Origin of the sequence: Enterococcus sp. 10F3_DIV0382 (assembly GCF_002140245.1) — a bacterium.
Lineage (GTDB): Bacteria > Bacillota > Bacilli > Lactobacillales > Enterococcaceae > Enterococcus_B > Enterococcus_B lactis.
In genome coordinates this window covers 412,400-426,069 of sequence record NZ_NGMF01000002.1, presented here as the reverse complement: position 1 = coordinate 426,069, position 13,670 = coordinate 412,400, and the positions used below count along the sequence as shown (strand labels likewise).

Sequence of the window (13,670 nt, the reverse complement as noted above, 5' to 3'; positions counted from 1 at the left end):
GAATTCACACCTTCCAATTCTTAACATATGAGCGCAAAGTCATCCGCCAGATATGCCGGTTTTTGACGGTCAAAAACTGTTTAACTGTTCTTAACAATAATTGTTGTCGGTGACTGGATAAATGTCTTTGATCATATTCATGATAAAATCGATTTTCTGCTTGTAAAATAGAACGGTATCTATTGCTTGAAACTTTTTCATAGTCTAATACCGAAAGATCATGTTCCAGTCGTACTGGTAGTATCTCCACCATTTTTTCCAACTGATTCACTTTCCAAAACAGCCAATGGTCCAAAAAATCTAAAGAAAAAGCAGGATTAAACCCGCCAATCTTTTTTAGAAATTTGACAGACCATGCCACACCTGAATTGATTGCCATGATTCTTTCAGCTGTCGTACCGTCTACTTCTACTGCTTGTGCTGTACGATTGATATAATGATTTGAATAGACGGGAGAAACTTGCCGTCCCCCAGAAAAAATCATCGGAACTGCAGCAACACATTCATCTGTAAAAGCTACCTTACGCAAGATTTCAAAATAGTCGTCGACTAGCCTCGTATCCTGATCCAATGTAACGATACAACGTGTTCTTTCATTTGCTTGAGACAACGCATAATTATAAGCCGCCGCTAATCCAGGGTTTTGCGGATCATGATAGTAAATGGTGTTTTCTTTTTCAAACAGCTCATTTTGCTGTCTTTGAGGACTATTATCGTAAATAACAAGCTGAATATGCTTTTCGCTAAGTGCTTTGCTTAATGGTTCATAAGTTGGAGATTGGCTGAATAGTTGCTGATATAGCACGACTACTACTACTATTTCTGGTTTCATCAGAAAAAACGCCACCCCCACTTATTGAAAAATTTCATCATAGAAGTCAAAAACACACGAAAAAGTTTTGCATTTCGATGTGCACCCTTTCCATAAAAATGGACGACTGCATAAAAGGGTGTGTACAATAATTTGTAACCTGCTTTTTCAAAACTCAAGCACAAGTCATTATCTTCAAAGTACATGAAGAAACGCTCATCAAATCCCCTTATCTCTTTAAATTTATCAATATCAGCTACCATAAAACTGCCCGAGATCATTCGCACATAACTATCAACATCAGTGGGCAAGCCACGGCATTCAAAGACAGCTAGCCGTTTATCAAACCTTTTTTTGACCCATTTGAAAGGCACAAAGCGCAAAACATAATCAAAAACAGCCAGCCGCTCACGGATGAGGTGCTGAGTGGTCCCATCTTCATTAAGAATCTTAGGTGCTAACATCGCGCATTCGGGATGTTCTTTCAGTAACAACACCAATGCTGTAACTGTTTCTTCATCCACTAAAATATCTGGATTACAAATAATGCCATAGTGGCAATCGCTCTTCAGCAGATTGTGATTATGTCCATAACCGAATCCGGAATTTTCATCATGAAAATAGATTTCGATATACGGATATGTCACATATTCTTTTAGTCTGCTTTTATATTCCGGAAGGGAGTTGTTGTCAAAAATCCGAATTTTTATCGCTGTTTCATCTTTTACAGTGGAAATAAAATTATCTAGTGTCCGAAAAATCTTATCACTGTTCGCCGTTACAATACTAATAAGAATTGGCTGGTTTAATTTGTTATTCATCTATATGACGGTTCCATTTCTTCAAATATTTCTGTTTTACTTGCGTACGATACTCTTTATTCCCTAAAAATCGCAATGTTTTTAAAATAAACTGATGTTTCTCGTTAATCAGACCAATCAATTCAAATAATAAAATTGCAGCAAATAGCATAGCAATAATCAATACAATCGTTCCGATTCTTCCAGTATAATTCATGACCATAGCTGTGAAAGAAAACATCAAAGCCATCGCATAAATCGTCAGGACGGCACCTTTATGAGTAAATCCTAAACTGATTAGTCGGTGATGAAGATGTTTTTTATCTGCTGTAGAAAAAGAAACACGGTTTGCTTTTCTTCTAATGATAGCAAAAAACGTATCTGTTACCGGAACGCCCATGACGATCAGTAGAGAAATTGACGAAACAAAAGTTACGTTCTTCAGCCCTTGTAGTGAAAGGACGGCCATCATGAACCCTAAGAATAACGCTCCTGTATCGCCTAAATAAATCTTTGCCGGATAAAAATTGTACGGGAAAAATCCGATAATACTTGCTACAAGACAGAAAATAACGACCGGGATGTACACTGTGGAAGCATGAAGGAAAAAATACCCAATGATGCCTATCGTGATTAAACCAATCAATGAAATCCCTGCCGCTAACCCGTCTAAACCGTCAATCAGATTGACTGCGTTCGTGATACCGAAGATCCAAAAAATCGTTACAGGGAAACTAAGCCATCCTAATTGAACATAGCCAATAAAAGGAAGCGTAAAGGAATCAATACGTATATCTGCTACAAAATAAATAATAAGAGAGGCAAGCAAGATCCCTACACTCTTTTGTTTAGGCGTCAACTCAAATTTATCATCGAGTACTCCTGTGACGATGATCACCAAAGAAGCGAGCAAGATCGGCACAATATACGATTGTGGAATGATTTTACGGAATAAGAATAAAGTCGATATAACAAATGAAATAAAAATGGGCAGTCCGCCTGCGGAAGGCATTGGAACTTTGTTTATCCTTCTTTCATTTGGTTTGTCGACCATACCCGTTTGTACTGAAATGATTTTAAATACAGGTGTTAATATCAGTGATAATAAAATTGTCAGAAAAAATCTTATAACCATACTAAAAGAAACAAGCATATGGGCACCTACTTTAATTAAGAGTCATAATTATTATAAATTACTGATATAAATTTACAATAAGAACTCTTGTTTCTACTTTTTTTTATGAGAAAATTTAGCTTTCAATTTATTGAACCATTTTCGGCTTGGATCTCGACGTTTTTTGATTTGATGTCCCGTCACGTATTCTTGAACAACTGCATTGATGATTCCGCCCAAAATGATGATCGTAGCAGCAAAATTAAGCCAAAGCATGAGGACAATAAAACTTCCTATGATCTGATAACCGCTGATCCTCGTTGCAAAATATCTGGCATAGATACTAAACACTTGTGATAACAGCATCCAGCCGACGGTAGCGAAGATCGTACCTGGAATAATCGTCTTCAACTTCAACTGAGCATTAGGGACAATTAAATAAATCAAGAACATGATGACAAATAAAGCCACCAATGTGATTGGCCATTTCAAGGTTTGGAACTGATCAATAAAGTTCACAGGTATTTGTACAATCGGTTGGATAGCATCTAAAATCAGCTGTCCTAAACCAAGAACGATAGTTACTCCACTAATGGCAATCATGAACAAGACGATTACGATCAGCGAGAAGAAGCGAACGATCAAAAAATTTTTTCTATTTTCTACGCCATACGCTTTATTCATCGCAATTTGTAAAGCGTTAATACTTTGACTGGCAGACCACAAGGCCGCTAAAGCAGAAACGGATAGCAAACCGCCTGAACTTTGTGTCAAAAGGTCCTTGATTGCAGGACCAATAAACTGGTAAACGGTCTCAGGAATCACTTCTCGTAAATAGGTCAGCACAGTCTCTTGATCGATATGGAGAAACGGCAAAATATTACCAAAAGCAATAATCAATGGAAATAAAGACAAGAGTAAATAATAAGCAACGACAACCGAGGTCGTACTCATTTCTGAATCAGTGATGCGCTTTTGAGTCGTCTCAATAAAGCGCATCAGATTTTCATTTTGTTTTATTTTGTTCCAAACTTTCATGTACCTCTCCCGTACCTATTAATTGGCTGAATCAATAGGTACCTTCTTCTCCTTGTGATGTCAAGATTCTAGGGCCATCTTTAGTAATAGCCAATGTATGTTCATATTGGCAAGATAGTCCGCCGTCTCTTGTATAAGCAGTCCAACCATTAGGATCCATTTTCATTTTCCAAGTTCCGGTATTGACCATAGGCTCGATCGTGATGACCATACCTTCTTTCAATCGCAAACCTTTTCCAGCTTCTCCGTAATGAGGAACGGCTGGTTCTTCATGGATCGTCGGACCAACGCCATGACCAATAAAATCACGGACGATCGCTAGATTTTCACCTTCTACATATGTCTGGATAGCATGACCGATGTCGCCGATTCGATTTCCTACTTGTGCTTGCTCAATACCGATGTACAATGCTTTCTTCGTTACTTCCATCAATCGGTCGATCTCAGGTGTAGATTCTCCTACTACATAAGCCCAACAAGAATCGGAAATGCCGCCTTTCAAATCGATACACATGTCGACTTTTACCAAATCGCCGCTTTTCAAAGGTTTTTTACGAGGAAATCCATGACAAATTTCATCATTGATACTGATACAAGTCGCATATTCATACCCTTCGAAGCCAATTTGCGCAGCGATTCCTCCATGACTCTCGATATAGTTTCTGACAAATACCTCAATATCCCAACTTGTTATGCCTGGTTTGATAAAATCACGCAGATTTTTATGTACATCTGCCAATAAAGCGCCAGATTCTGCCATCATTTCAATTTCACGTGCTGATTTTAAAGTAATCATATTTTCGTCTCCTTTTTACAAATCTCTCTCATTTTAACATAGCGGCATACATTTAGCCAAATGACATTTCCCATGTGTCTCTAGGTTTTATTTTCTTTTCAACGATGTTTTGGTATAATTCATAATTGTTAAATAATTTTAAACAAGGAGGCACATCATGGCTTTAGCAAAAATCGTATATGCTAGCATGACAGGAAATACTGAAGAAATCGCCGATATTGTTGCAGAAGCATTTGAAAATATGGATATCGAAGTCGAAATCAACGAATGTACCCAAGTAGATGCAGATGAATTCGAGGAGGCAGATATTTGCGTCGTAGCTACTTATACATACGATGATGGCGATCTTCCTGATGAGATTGTAGATTTTTATGAAGACTTGCAAGAGTTGGATCTATCAGGGAAAATCTACGGCGTCTGCGGATCTGGAGATACTTTTTACGATGAATTCTGTAAATCAGTGGATGACTTCGATGCTGCTTTTGGAAAAACAGGCGCATCAAAAGGCGCAGAAAATGTAAAAGTAGACTTAAATGCTGAGGAAGAAGATATCGAAAATCTAGAAGCTTTCGCTAAAGAATTAGTCGCAAAACTTTAATATGCTTGAGATATAAAAGAGCCGTCCAGATTGAATCAATCTAGACGGCTCTTTTATTGTATTCATGGAAGAGTTCTTCGGGAGTTAAAAATGTATACGCTGTAAGAAAAACGAAATTTTCCTTATGTTGACACATCTCTTGTTATCTACTGATTGGCGAAACTCTTGAGTATATTCAATCGATTTCGATTGGTTCTTTGAGATTCAAGATTGCATCAATGCTGTCTTGGATCATTTTTTCAATCTGCTCATCAGTTGGATGGATAATGCTTGAAGACATCAAAGCTGCAATCCCGGTAGCTATGATCCATGTACCGTTATGCAAGGATTCGATCTGTTCTTCTGAAAGATCCGCGTAGGCTGGGTCCCGTTTCACTGTATTCACAAAGTAAGTATAAGAGAAATTTTGCATCTCTTTTCCTCCACCATATTCTTCTAAGTACAGTGAACGATACAACTTCTTCTCTCTTCTTGCAAAATGGATATAATTAAAAGCAAGATCGATAATCGTATTTCCTGTATGCTCAACTGGAAACACTTCGTATTGCAAATAATCATAGATTTGCTCAAAAAGTGCTTGTCTCAAGTCATCCATATTTTTGAACTCAAGATAGATCGGCTGCGTGGAACAATTCATTTTGTTCGCAATGTTTCTCGCAGTAAATCGTGTAAATCCCTCGGTGGCAGCTACTTCATAAGCAGCTGCCAAAATCTGTTCTTTAGTAATCGTCTTTTTTCTTGCCATATTTTTTTAATCTCCTCAATTTTTTTATAACGCTTCCACCATTGATTAATTTCATTGTAACATGTTTTTTTTGATATGCAAAATTAGTTTTCGATTTTCTTCACAAGCTAAAATAGCAAGTCGTGTCATAGAACGTGAAACGCAACCAGAAAAAAATAACCTCCTTTTTTTATTTAAAGCTACATTGTTTGAATCATGATTAAATGGTATCATGCTAATAGTTACCAGAAAAAATGGTGAGGAGGAATTTTTATTATGTTATCGAATTTTAATGAACTTCTAAAAAAATATGCACGCTTAATTGCAGAAACTGGCGTGGCCACAGAAAAAGGTCACACAGTCGTTTTACAGATCAGTGTAGACCAAGCACCCCTTGCTCGCTTGATCACACAAGAAGCTTACAAATTAGGAGCTGCTGAAGTCATCGTTCAGTGGACAGATGATCAGATTCAAAGAGAATTTCTTTTACATGCAGCAACAGATCGTATTGAGGATGTACCACAATCTAAAATCGTTCAAGCGGATGAATGGCTTGAAAAAGGAGCAAGCAGGATCAGTGTCGTTTCTGCCGATCCTGATGCGTTTGCCGGTGTAGACAGCCACCGAGTAGCAACTTATCAAGCAGCTGCCGGTAAAGCACTAATGAATTTGCGCAAGGCAACTCAGGCAAATAAAGTCAGTTGGACTGTTGTAGCTGCTGCTGGTAAACAATGGGCAGCAAAAGTTTTTCCAGATCTGCCAGAAGAAGAACAAGTTGATGCATTATGGGATCAAATTTTTAAAACAACTCGTGTCTACGAAGAAGACCCTGTTTTAGCATGGAAAAAACACGATGAGAAATTAGCAAAAAAAGCAGAAGAATTGAATCAAGAACAATTTTCTGCCCTGCACTACACTGCTCCTGGTACGGATATCATCATTGGATTGCCTAAAAACCATCTTTGGGAAGGTGCTGGAAGCTACAATGCTCGAGGGGAAAAATTCATGGCAAATATGCCAACAGAAGAAGTGTTCACCGCTCCTGACAGTCATCGTGTAGATGGGTATATTTCAAGTACAAAACCACTGAGTTATGCTGGTACGATCATCTCTGGTATGAAATTTACTTTCAAAGATGGAAAAGTAGTTGACTTTTCTGCCGAACAAGGCGAAGATGTCTTAGAAAAATTGCTTGATACCGATGAAGGTGCGCGTCGTCTAGGAGAAGTGGCACTTGTTCCTGACCCTTCACCTATTTCTCAATCTGGTATCATTTTCTTCAATACACTATTTGATGAAAACGCATCGAACCATTTAGCCTTAGGATCTGCTTATGCCTTCAGTGTGAAAGGCGGTACAGAAATGTCCGATGAAGAATTAGCAGAAGCTGGTTTGAATAGAAGTCAAACCCACGTAGATTTCATGGTAGGATCTGACAAGATGGATATCGATGGTATCCGCGAAGACGGTTCTACAGTACCGATTTTCCGTAATGGAGATTGGGCTTGAGCAAAATCTTGTTAGCACAAATAAAATAACGAAAAATATATAAAAAAGAGAGTGGGACAATAGTCAGAAAAAAATCTGATTATTGCCCCACTCTCTAGATATAAGTCAAAAAGATTGAACGTATTAGTGTACTTCCATTTTTCTCTTTTAAACTTCTCCTTCAACTTGTACAATGAATCTTTGCTCCCAATTCCAATCAAATGCAGTAGACCTCAACGCCCGATCAGTATGACCTCCTCTGGTCCAACTCATATAGTTCCCGTTTGACATATTTTCTATAAAAAATATATTTCCCAACGAATTCTGTCCGGCTGAATATAACTTCCACAGAGTCCCTACCCTCTCTTTGTTACCCGAGAAGTCCAAAAAGCTTCCTCCACTATCCCAAATATATTGCGGTGTAAAATTCATACTTCCCGGAATCTGCTCCCGGATATAATAACCACCGGCATTTGCATTGTACTCCATTACCCAACGTTGGGTTGAGTCAGATTGATTATAATTTTCCATTGAAATTTCAAAATATAGAATAGGATTATGAGGTATGCGTGACACAGTAAGCGTTGTATCACTAGCAGCTCGAAGCGAAACAACTTTATTATTATATTCACTGGCATCCACCGTCCCAGTCCCTAAAAAACCACTACATAAAGATGTCAAGACGATTGTACTAAGTATCAATTTTGCTTTTTTCATTTTCTACTTCCTCCTTTTTTATCAAAGATTGAGAAACCCTTTAATTTCTCTTTTAAATGTTTTTTATATTTTTTATTAAGTGCTAAATAAGAAGATTCTTTATGTACTTATTCAAACTAACTAGGTATTTCAAATCGAACAAAAAACTTCTGACTTTCCAATTATTCTAGCTGTGAAGTGCTGTTTGTATCAACTATACTTAGTACTAATCCCACTTTCGAGATTCTCTATGTAGTGCGCCTGTACATTATGTGCCCAGATTAGCATAAAAAGTTAAACATACTTATGCCCACTAGAAAGGCTCTAGCTCCATAGCATTGGAAAAGCTACACACCTACCAGTAAAACCACTTTGTTCTATTACCCTTGCATCTGCGAAAGCCCTAAGTAAAACAATCAATGTAGCGCTAAGAATCCATTTTTTTAATTTTTCTCCTTCTTTCATTTTTATTTTTATTTTTTGCTTTCCGTTTTAATGAAAATGTTTTTTTATCACCTTCCTTCAACAACAATTATACCCTTATATCAATAAAAAATGAAGTTTTTTTAATTATAAAACATTTAATTTTTGTTGTTTTAAAATAAAAAAACCTGTACCACAAAGGATACAGGGGTTATTTATACGTTCCTGACTGGAATCGAACCAGCGACCTATCGCTTAGGAGGCGATTGCTCTATCCTACTGAGCTACAGGAACAATTTCAATAAATCAATTGTAGCTTGTTTGTTTTTTACTTGCAAGCTTATCTGCTAAAAAAATCAGCTTGTAGGTTAGGCAAAACGTTTCCACTAGCTCTTAACAGATGATAAACTAGGAGTAGAATGAAATAATACAGGGAGGTTCTTTCCAATGAATGATAAGCCAAAAGAAAAAGTATATGCCGAACGCTTAGATTCATCTAAAAAAAATCGGGAAAAGATCACGAAAGAAGCAATCCAAGACCACAAAAAAGAAAACCCTAAAACAAAAGAAAACAAAAAATTCAAATTTACGAAAAAAGAGGATTTACTTTAATATTTTCCTTCAAATGTCAAACGAAAAATAAACGGGTGGTGACAAAAATATTGTCATCACCCGTTTTTTATCAAAAATAGTCATTAAGGATTGGCTGTTGCTGTGGCAAGATCGAACTTAACATTTCTTCATATTCTTTTGCCACCTGTATCCTCTCTTGGAATACCAGCTCTTCAACTTTACGATATCCTAATAATAGCTGTGTGATATGTTGGATACTTCCGCGAACGATCGGTAACGCCGTTTGTTCTACTTTTGAGAGATGGTTTTTTCCATTTTTAATCGTTACTTCCACGATTCCTTCATTCCATTTTGCATACTGATCTTCTTCTATCTGAAGAGCAAAGGCAGCTTGTTTCTTTCTAAATGGATATTTTTCCAAAAACAAAGAAATATCCACGATCCTCGCCATCATATAAGGTGTGATCGTTACAGAAGCAAATGGATTTGCTAATAGATAATTTTGATCATTGCCACCGTAGCCACATGAATATTCAAATGTTTCAAAAGCACCGTTATGGGAACTTACAAAGCGGACAAGGCTGCAAAAGGCATCATGATTCAAAAATCCCCATTCCACAATAATAAAGGAAGACGCTGCAAGCTGGTAAACGACATAGCCCATTGCTTCCCCAGTATCATCAAAATACAAAGCAAACTGGTAATTACCTTTTTGCTTGAATTTATACGTATACCACCAGTCTTCGCGCTTCAGACCAGCTCGTTGATTTTCAGGCATCTGTTCATAAATTCGTTTGATAGCAGCTTTTGCATCTTCGAAATTCATACGCTTCATCTTGCCAGATTTCTTTTTGGTAAAAGGCACGTCACGACTGTTTAGTTGATAACTGATTTTATCAAACGATTGTTCATAGCCATAGCGCCGATAGAAGGGATAGGAGAAGGGCGCCAGATAAGATAAGCTTACTTTACGATAACGGCAATCTTCAAGAATCTTTTCCATGATCTGATTGATTCCGCCTTGTCCCCTTGCTTCAGGATAAGAAGCAACATAGCCAATACCGGCCATTAAATACTCTTGTCCGTAAAAATTCACTGGGAAAGGAGTCGCCATGACTTGACTTGTTAGCCGATCCTCCTCATCAAAAAAACCGTAATTCCAGGAATTCTCCGCAAGTGTACGAAAACGTTCTCTCCTTTCAGGTGTATCTGCCCCATTAAATGCATATGTGGCTAAAGCAAACATTTCCTCAATCGAAGATCCCCCTAGCTCTCTTACTTGTTTTGTCATTTTGCTGCCCCTTCCTACAAAAAAGCTAGTGAGGAATCTCAGGAAAGACTTTGCTTCCTCTGAAAAATCTCTTCTAGCTTACTTCATTTTTCAATAACTAAATAGTACCATTTTTTCAATGGTTTAATACGTTGCTTCGATCATCTCTAGCATTTTTTTGAAACGTCTCCGCTTAAAGTACATCAAGATCGTTCCTAAAAGCATATCATTCAACTTTTGAAGCATGCCGTAAGACTCCATTTTTTCTGTGTAATGAATCTCACAGGTCGAATCGTCTACTGGTTTGATTTGATAATGAACAACGAATTCATTCTTCGTTGTCGATGTACGAAACTTATAAGACTGGTTTTCAATGACTTCTTCGATTTTTATACGAGCCCGGTTATTTTGCGAGAATTGTTTGACGTACTCCAAATTTTTCAGCTGTTTTCTGGTCACTGATTTGCCGGTCGCTTTACGTACATCGAAAAGAACAGAATCCATAACTTTATCGTAAAAAAACGACGCTGGAATATTTAATTTTTTTGTGATTTCCATTAGTTATTTTTCTCCTTTGCTTCTTCTCTTTTTTTCCCCTTCATGAAGAAGTAGATTCCTAATCCTGTTAGGAAAAGACCCGTGACCATACTATACAAATCATACCTTTGCGAATGTGGATTCAAACTATACAACACGATCAAAGAACCAATACTACATAAAAATAAACCGTTTTTTATCATATCAACCATCCTATCTTTTTGAACCATTTTCTTAAACAGCTGTTGACTGAAAATAAAGGACTGTTCCCCAAGGCTGTGCTTTGATTAGTTCCTTTGCTTTTTTAGCCGCAGCTTCCGGATCTTCTGCACTTGTCTCAAAGAACATTTTGATTCCTTGTTTTTCTTTAAACGTAAATGTCATTCCTTCTTCATTGTATCCTTCTAACAATTCTTTGATTGCATCTTGTTGCATTGCACTGGCAATTGAAATCATTTTTCAGTTCCTCCTCGAAAATTCATTATGAGGAACGAAACTTAAAGCGTCCCGCTCCTCAGATTCATCTTATTGTTGTTCGCCTGCGGCAGGGTCCATTTTGTTTGCAGAAATGACAAACGGTGCCCAAATCAAGAAAGTCACGACCATACATACCAATGTTACGATTGGTGCTCGCCAATCCGCTCCTGTTGCTAAGAATGACAATAAGAACGGCGGTACTACCCATGTAACTTGTTGCGATACTGGTGCTACAAGTCCAAAGTAAGTTGCTAACCAACCGATAGCTGTCGCAACTACTGGAGCAATCAAGAATGGGATGAACATGATGGCATTCAATACGATCGGCAGACCAAACATCACTGGCTCGTTGATATTGAAAATACCAGGTCCAATGGATAATTTAGCTACTGTTAAATAATCCGCTCGTTTAGAGAAAATCAAGATAGCTATCAGTAAGACGATCGTTCCACCTGATCCGCCAAACCATGCAAAAGCATCGAACGATCCACGGACCCACATATAAGCTTTTCCATCTTCGATTGCATCTAACACGGCTGGTGTACCAGTTTTTCCGTTATAACCTTTTTGGAAAATATCAATATTGATTAGTTGTGCTTGTCCCCAGATTCCCTCTAGCACTGGTGCCAATACATTTGGTCCATGAATACCAAAGAACCAGAATACTTGAACAAACACTGTGACGATCAATACTGCTCCCAACCCTTGAGATAATCCTAGGAATGGTTCTGCAATATATTTTTGCACCAAATCAATGATTAGTTGCCCATCAGCTACACGACCTACGATATAATTGATAATAGCAATGACATATAAAGCGATCGTAGCTGGTAAAATGGCTGCAAATGCTTTAGATACTGCTGGTGGTACTGAATCAGGCATTTTGATCGTAATGTTAGCAAGCATCAATTTACAAAAAATAATGACTGAAATTGCTCCCATGATCATAACTGTAAAATAAGCGTTTCCATTCAAATGATCTAGTTTTAGCCAACCCCATAATCCAACTGACAGTGTACCATCTGCAATCGTTGCACCAATCTCAGAACTATTGATTGCATCTGCGACATTTGAAGGGACATTCACATCTAATGCTGCTGATAATGCTGGACCAAAGGAAATACCTTGAATCAAGGTAGCTAGACCAACGATTCCCCCAGCTAGATCATTTACTCCATAAGCTCGGGCAAGATTATACCCCCAAGAAAAGGCAAAGATCAATCCGGCGATTGCTAGTGTACCGTTCCAGACAAAACCATTGATTCCGATGATGACATTCAATACGGCAAAGATTCCTTTGTCTGCTGCTAAACTGTCAGCGTAGGTACTGTTAAACTGTTGCGGTAAATCTCGAATAATTGCATTGATCATTACAGCGACTGATCCCGCCATTGTTGCGGGCAGTGTGCCGATAAAAGCATCACGCAAAGCAACTAAATGTTTTTGCGCTCCGATTTTTGCGGCAACTGGCAGGATGTATTTCTCCATCCAACTTGTTAGTCCGTTCATTTTTTACTTCCTCCTATAAGTTTTTTATATAAAGAGAGTTCTCTTTATAACAAAATAAAAAATCCGTTCAAAAATTTTTCTTCTTCCGTTCAAAAAAGAAGTTGTATTTATTCGCTGTATACGCGACGATAAAGTTCGATGATTTCTTTTGCTAAATCAGTAAACGCAATAGACGTCATTAAATGATCTTGACTATGAACAGTCAATAACGTCACTTGCATATGATTTCCTTGTGCTTCTTGTGTCAACATATCTGTTTGTGCATGATGTGCTTGTATAAGTGATTCTTCTGCATCAGCGATTTTTCTATCCGCTAACTCGAAATCACCGATTTTAGCAGCCGCAATCGCTTCCATTGCGTCGCTCTTTGCATTACCGCCAAACATGATTAGTCCCATGATGGCTTCTAGATTTTGCTGATCTTCCACGTTGTTATCCCCCAACTACATACTTGATTTATTTCATTAGATTTTCTGCCTGTGCAAGTACTTTTTCTCCATTCATCATGCCATAGTCTTGCATATTGATAACATCTAACGGAATACCTTTAGGCGCAAGTTTTTGTTCGAATTGAGCTTTCATGAAACGTACTTGAGGACCTAATAATAAAACATCGACATTCTTAGATTCTAAATTATTATCTGCATCTGAGGCAGAGACAGCAAAAATATCGGCTTCCATTCCTTTTTCTTCTGCTGCTTTTTGCATTTTTGTGACCAATAAACTCGTACTCATCCCTGCTGAACAAACTAACATAATTGTTTTTTTTGCCATTTTTAACACTCCTTTTATTTTTTTACACTTTTATATAATGCA

At 37.7% G+C, this 13,670-nt stretch carries 17 protein-coding genes and 1 tRNA gene; 3 read left to right on the top strand and 15 right to left on the bottom strand.

Translation table 11 applies throughout. The features are described 5' to 3' along the window. Window positions 1-4: 4 nt before the first annotated feature. The 5 genes from A5849_RS12705 to map all read right to left on the bottom strand — a co-directional run bounded on the left by A5849_RS12705 (window position 5) and on the right by map (window position 4,559). Complete coding sequence (locus tag A5849_RS12705) at window positions 5-832, bottom strand: glycosyltransferase (protein ID WP_002310294.1); 828 nt, start codon at window positions 830-832, stop codon at window positions 5-7. After that, a complete protein-coding gene (locus A5849_RS12700) occupies window positions 832-1,632 on the bottom strand; it encodes a glycosyltransferase (RefSeq protein ID WP_002292887.1) in 801 nt (266 codons plus the stop codon). Before A5849_RS12700 ends, A5849_RS12705 begins: the two co-directional genes overlap by 1 nt. Beyond that, the gene (locus tag A5849_RS12695; RefSeq protein WP_002292888.1) at window positions 1,625-2,764 is read right to left on the bottom strand and encodes an MraY family glycosyltransferase; all 1,140 of its coding nucleotides are present in this window, start codon (window positions 2,762-2,764) and stop codon (window positions 1,625-1,627) included. Before A5849_RS12695 ends, A5849_RS12700 begins: the two co-directional genes overlap by 8 nt. Before the next feature lie 75 nt (window positions 2,765-2,839). Continuing rightward, entirely contained in the window at window positions 2,840-3,763 is a 924-nt protein-coding gene (locus A5849_RS12690) for a YihY/virulence factor BrkB family protein (protein ID WP_002292890.1), read from the bottom strand. Window positions 3,764-3,794: 31 nt separating this feature from the next. Further along, window positions 3,795-4,559: a type I methionyl aminopeptidase gene (map, locus tag A5849_RS12685; protein WP_002292891.1), complete on the bottom strand. Its 765-nt coding sequence runs from the start codon at window positions 4,557-4,559 to the stop codon at window positions 3,795-3,797. A gap of 157 nt (window positions 4,560-4,716) precedes the next feature. On the opposite strand from map, the gene A5849_RS12680 reads away from it, so the two are divergent. Then, entirely contained in the window at window positions 4,717-5,157 is a 441-nt protein-coding gene (locus tag A5849_RS12680) for a flavodoxin (RefSeq protein WP_002292892.1), read from the top strand. 175 nt (window positions 5,158-5,332) lie between these two features. On the opposite strand, the gene A5849_RS12675 is transcribed toward A5849_RS12680, so the two are convergent. After that, window positions 5,333-5,902, bottom strand: a complete 570-nt coding sequence (locus A5849_RS12675) for a TetR/AcrR family transcriptional regulator (protein ID WP_002292894.1) — start codon at window positions 5,900-5,902, stop codon at window positions 5,333-5,335. A gap of 255 nt (window positions 5,903-6,157) precedes the next feature. On the opposite strand from A5849_RS12675, the gene A5849_RS12670 reads away from it, so the two are divergent. After that, window positions 6,158-7,390 (top strand): aminopeptidase, encoded by a 1,233-nt coding sequence (locus A5849_RS12670; protein ID WP_002292896.1) that lies wholly within the window; start codon window positions 6,158-6,160, stop codon window positions 7,388-7,390. 147 nt (window positions 7,391-7,537) lie between these two features. Here the strand turns inward: A5849_RS12670 and A5849_RS12660 are convergent, their stop codons facing one another. After that, the gene (locus A5849_RS12660; protein ID WP_002292897.1) at window positions 7,538-8,086 is read right to left on the bottom strand and encodes a hypothetical protein; all 549 of its coding nucleotides are present in this window, start codon (window positions 8,084-8,086) and stop codon (window positions 7,538-7,540) included. Between the two features lie 622 nt (window positions 8,087-8,708). Beyond that, window positions 8,709-8,782, bottom strand: a tRNA-Arg gene (locus A5849_RS12655). A gap of 153 nt (window positions 8,783-8,935) precedes the next feature. On the opposite strand from A5849_RS12655, the gene A5849_RS14990 reads away from it, so the two are divergent. After that, on the top strand, window positions 8,936-9,100 hold the full coding sequence (locus tag A5849_RS14990; protein WP_002286676.1) for a hypothetical protein: 165 nt from the start codon (window positions 8,936-8,938) through the stop codon (window positions 9,098-9,100). A gap of 70 nt (window positions 9,101-9,170) precedes the next feature. Here the strand turns inward: A5849_RS14990 and eis are convergent, their stop codons facing one another. From eis to A5849_RS12620, 7 genes are all read right to left on the bottom strand, one after another. Next, window positions 9,171-10,352 (bottom strand): enhanced intracellular survival protein Eis, encoded by a 1,182-nt coding sequence (gene eis / locus A5849_RS12650; protein WP_002292899.1) that lies wholly within the window; start codon window positions 10,350-10,352, stop codon window positions 9,171-9,173. A 123-nt stretch (window positions 10,353-10,475) separates the two neighbouring features. Beyond that, window positions 10,476-10,889: a DUF3284 domain-containing protein gene (locus A5849_RS12645; protein ID WP_002292900.1), complete on the bottom strand. Its 414-nt coding sequence runs from the start codon at window positions 10,887-10,889 to the stop codon at window positions 10,476-10,478. Further along, on the bottom strand, window positions 10,889-11,071 hold the full coding sequence (locus tag A5849_RS12640) for a DUF3188 domain-containing protein (RefSeq protein ID WP_002286596.1): 183 nt from the start codon (window positions 11,069-11,071) through the stop codon (window positions 10,889-10,891). The genes A5849_RS12645 and A5849_RS12640 overlap by 1 nt, the downstream gene beginning before the upstream one ends. A 31-nt stretch (window positions 11,072-11,102) precedes the next feature. Further along, a complete protein-coding gene (locus A5849_RS12635) occupies window positions 11,103-11,324 on the bottom strand; it encodes a hypothetical protein (RefSeq protein ID WP_002292901.1) in 222 nt (73 codons plus the stop codon). Window positions 11,325-11,393: 69 nt separating this feature from the next. Then, window positions 11,394-12,854, bottom strand: coding sequence for a PTS sugar transporter subunit IIC (locus A5849_RS12630; protein ID WP_002292902.1), 1,461 nt, complete (start codon window positions 12,852-12,854; stop codon window positions 11,394-11,396). Between the two features lie 107 nt (window positions 12,855-12,961). Then, a complete protein-coding gene (locus A5849_RS12625) occupies window positions 12,962-13,282 on the bottom strand; it encodes a PTS lactose/cellobiose transporter subunit IIA (protein WP_002286604.1) in 321 nt (106 codons plus the stop codon). 28 nt (window positions 13,283-13,310) lie between these two features. Further along, window positions 13,311-13,628, bottom strand: coding sequence for a PTS sugar transporter subunit IIB (locus A5849_RS12620; RefSeq protein WP_002286606.1), 318 nt, complete (start codon window positions 13,626-13,628; stop codon window positions 13,311-13,313). Between the last annotated feature and the right edge of the window lie 42 nt (window positions 13,629-13,670).

Coding starts and splice junctions, on each gene's coding strand:
- A5849_RS12705 (WP_002310294.1), bottom strand. CDS start 832: ATGAAACCAGAAATAGTAGTAGTAGTCGTGCTATATCAGCAACTATTC.
- A5849_RS12700 (WP_002292887.1), bottom strand. CDS start 1,632: ATGAATAACAAATTAAACCAGCCAATTCTTATTAGTATTGTAACGGCG.
- A5849_RS12695 (WP_002292888.1), bottom strand. CDS start 2,764: ATGCTTGTTTCTTTTAGTATGGTTATAAGATTTTTTCTGACAATTTTA.
- A5849_RS12690 (WP_002292890.1), bottom strand. CDS start 3,763: ATGAAAGTTTGGAACAAAATAAAACAAAATGAAAATCTGATGCGCTTT.
- map (WP_002292891.1), bottom strand. CDS start 4,559: ATGATTACTTTAAAATCAGCACGTGAAATTGAAATGATGGCAGAATCT.
- A5849_RS12680 (WP_002292892.1), top strand. CDS start 4,717: ATGGCTTTAGCAAAAATCGTATATGCTAGCATGACAGGAAATACTGAA.
- A5849_RS12675 (WP_002292894.1), bottom strand. CDS start 5,902: ATGGCAAGAAAAAAGACGATTACTAAAGAACAGATTTTGGCAGCTGCT.
- A5849_RS12670 (WP_002292896.1), top strand. CDS start 6,158: ATGTTATCGAATTTTAATGAACTTCTAAAAAAATATGCACGCTTAATT.
- A5849_RS12660 (WP_002292897.1), bottom strand. CDS start 8,086: ATGAAAAAAGCAAAATTGATACTTAGTACAATCGTCTTGACATCTTTA.
- A5849_RS14990 (WP_002286676.1), top strand. CDS start 8,936: ATGAATGATAAGCCAAAAGAAAAAGTATATGCCGAACGCTTAGATTCA.
- eis (WP_002292899.1), bottom strand. CDS start 10,352: ATGACAAAACAAGTAAGAGAGCTAGGGGGATCTTCGATTGAGGAAATG.
- A5849_RS12645 (WP_002292900.1), bottom strand. CDS start 10,889: ATGGAAATCACAAAAAAATTAAATATTCCAGCGTCGTTTTTTTACGAT.
- A5849_RS12640 (WP_002286596.1), bottom strand. CDS start 11,071: ATGATAAAAAACGGTTTATTTTTATGTAGTATTGGTTCTTTGATCGTG.
- A5849_RS12635 (WP_002292901.1), bottom strand. CDS start 11,324: ATGATTTCAATTGCCAGTGCAATGCAACAAGATGCAATCAAAGAATTG.
- A5849_RS12630 (WP_002292902.1), bottom strand. CDS start 12,854: ATGAACGGACTAACAAGTTGGATGGAGAAATACATCCTGCCAGTTGCC.
- A5849_RS12620 (WP_002286606.1), bottom strand. CDS start 13,628: ATGGCAAAAAAAACAATTATGTTAGTTTGTTCAGCAGGGATGAGTACG.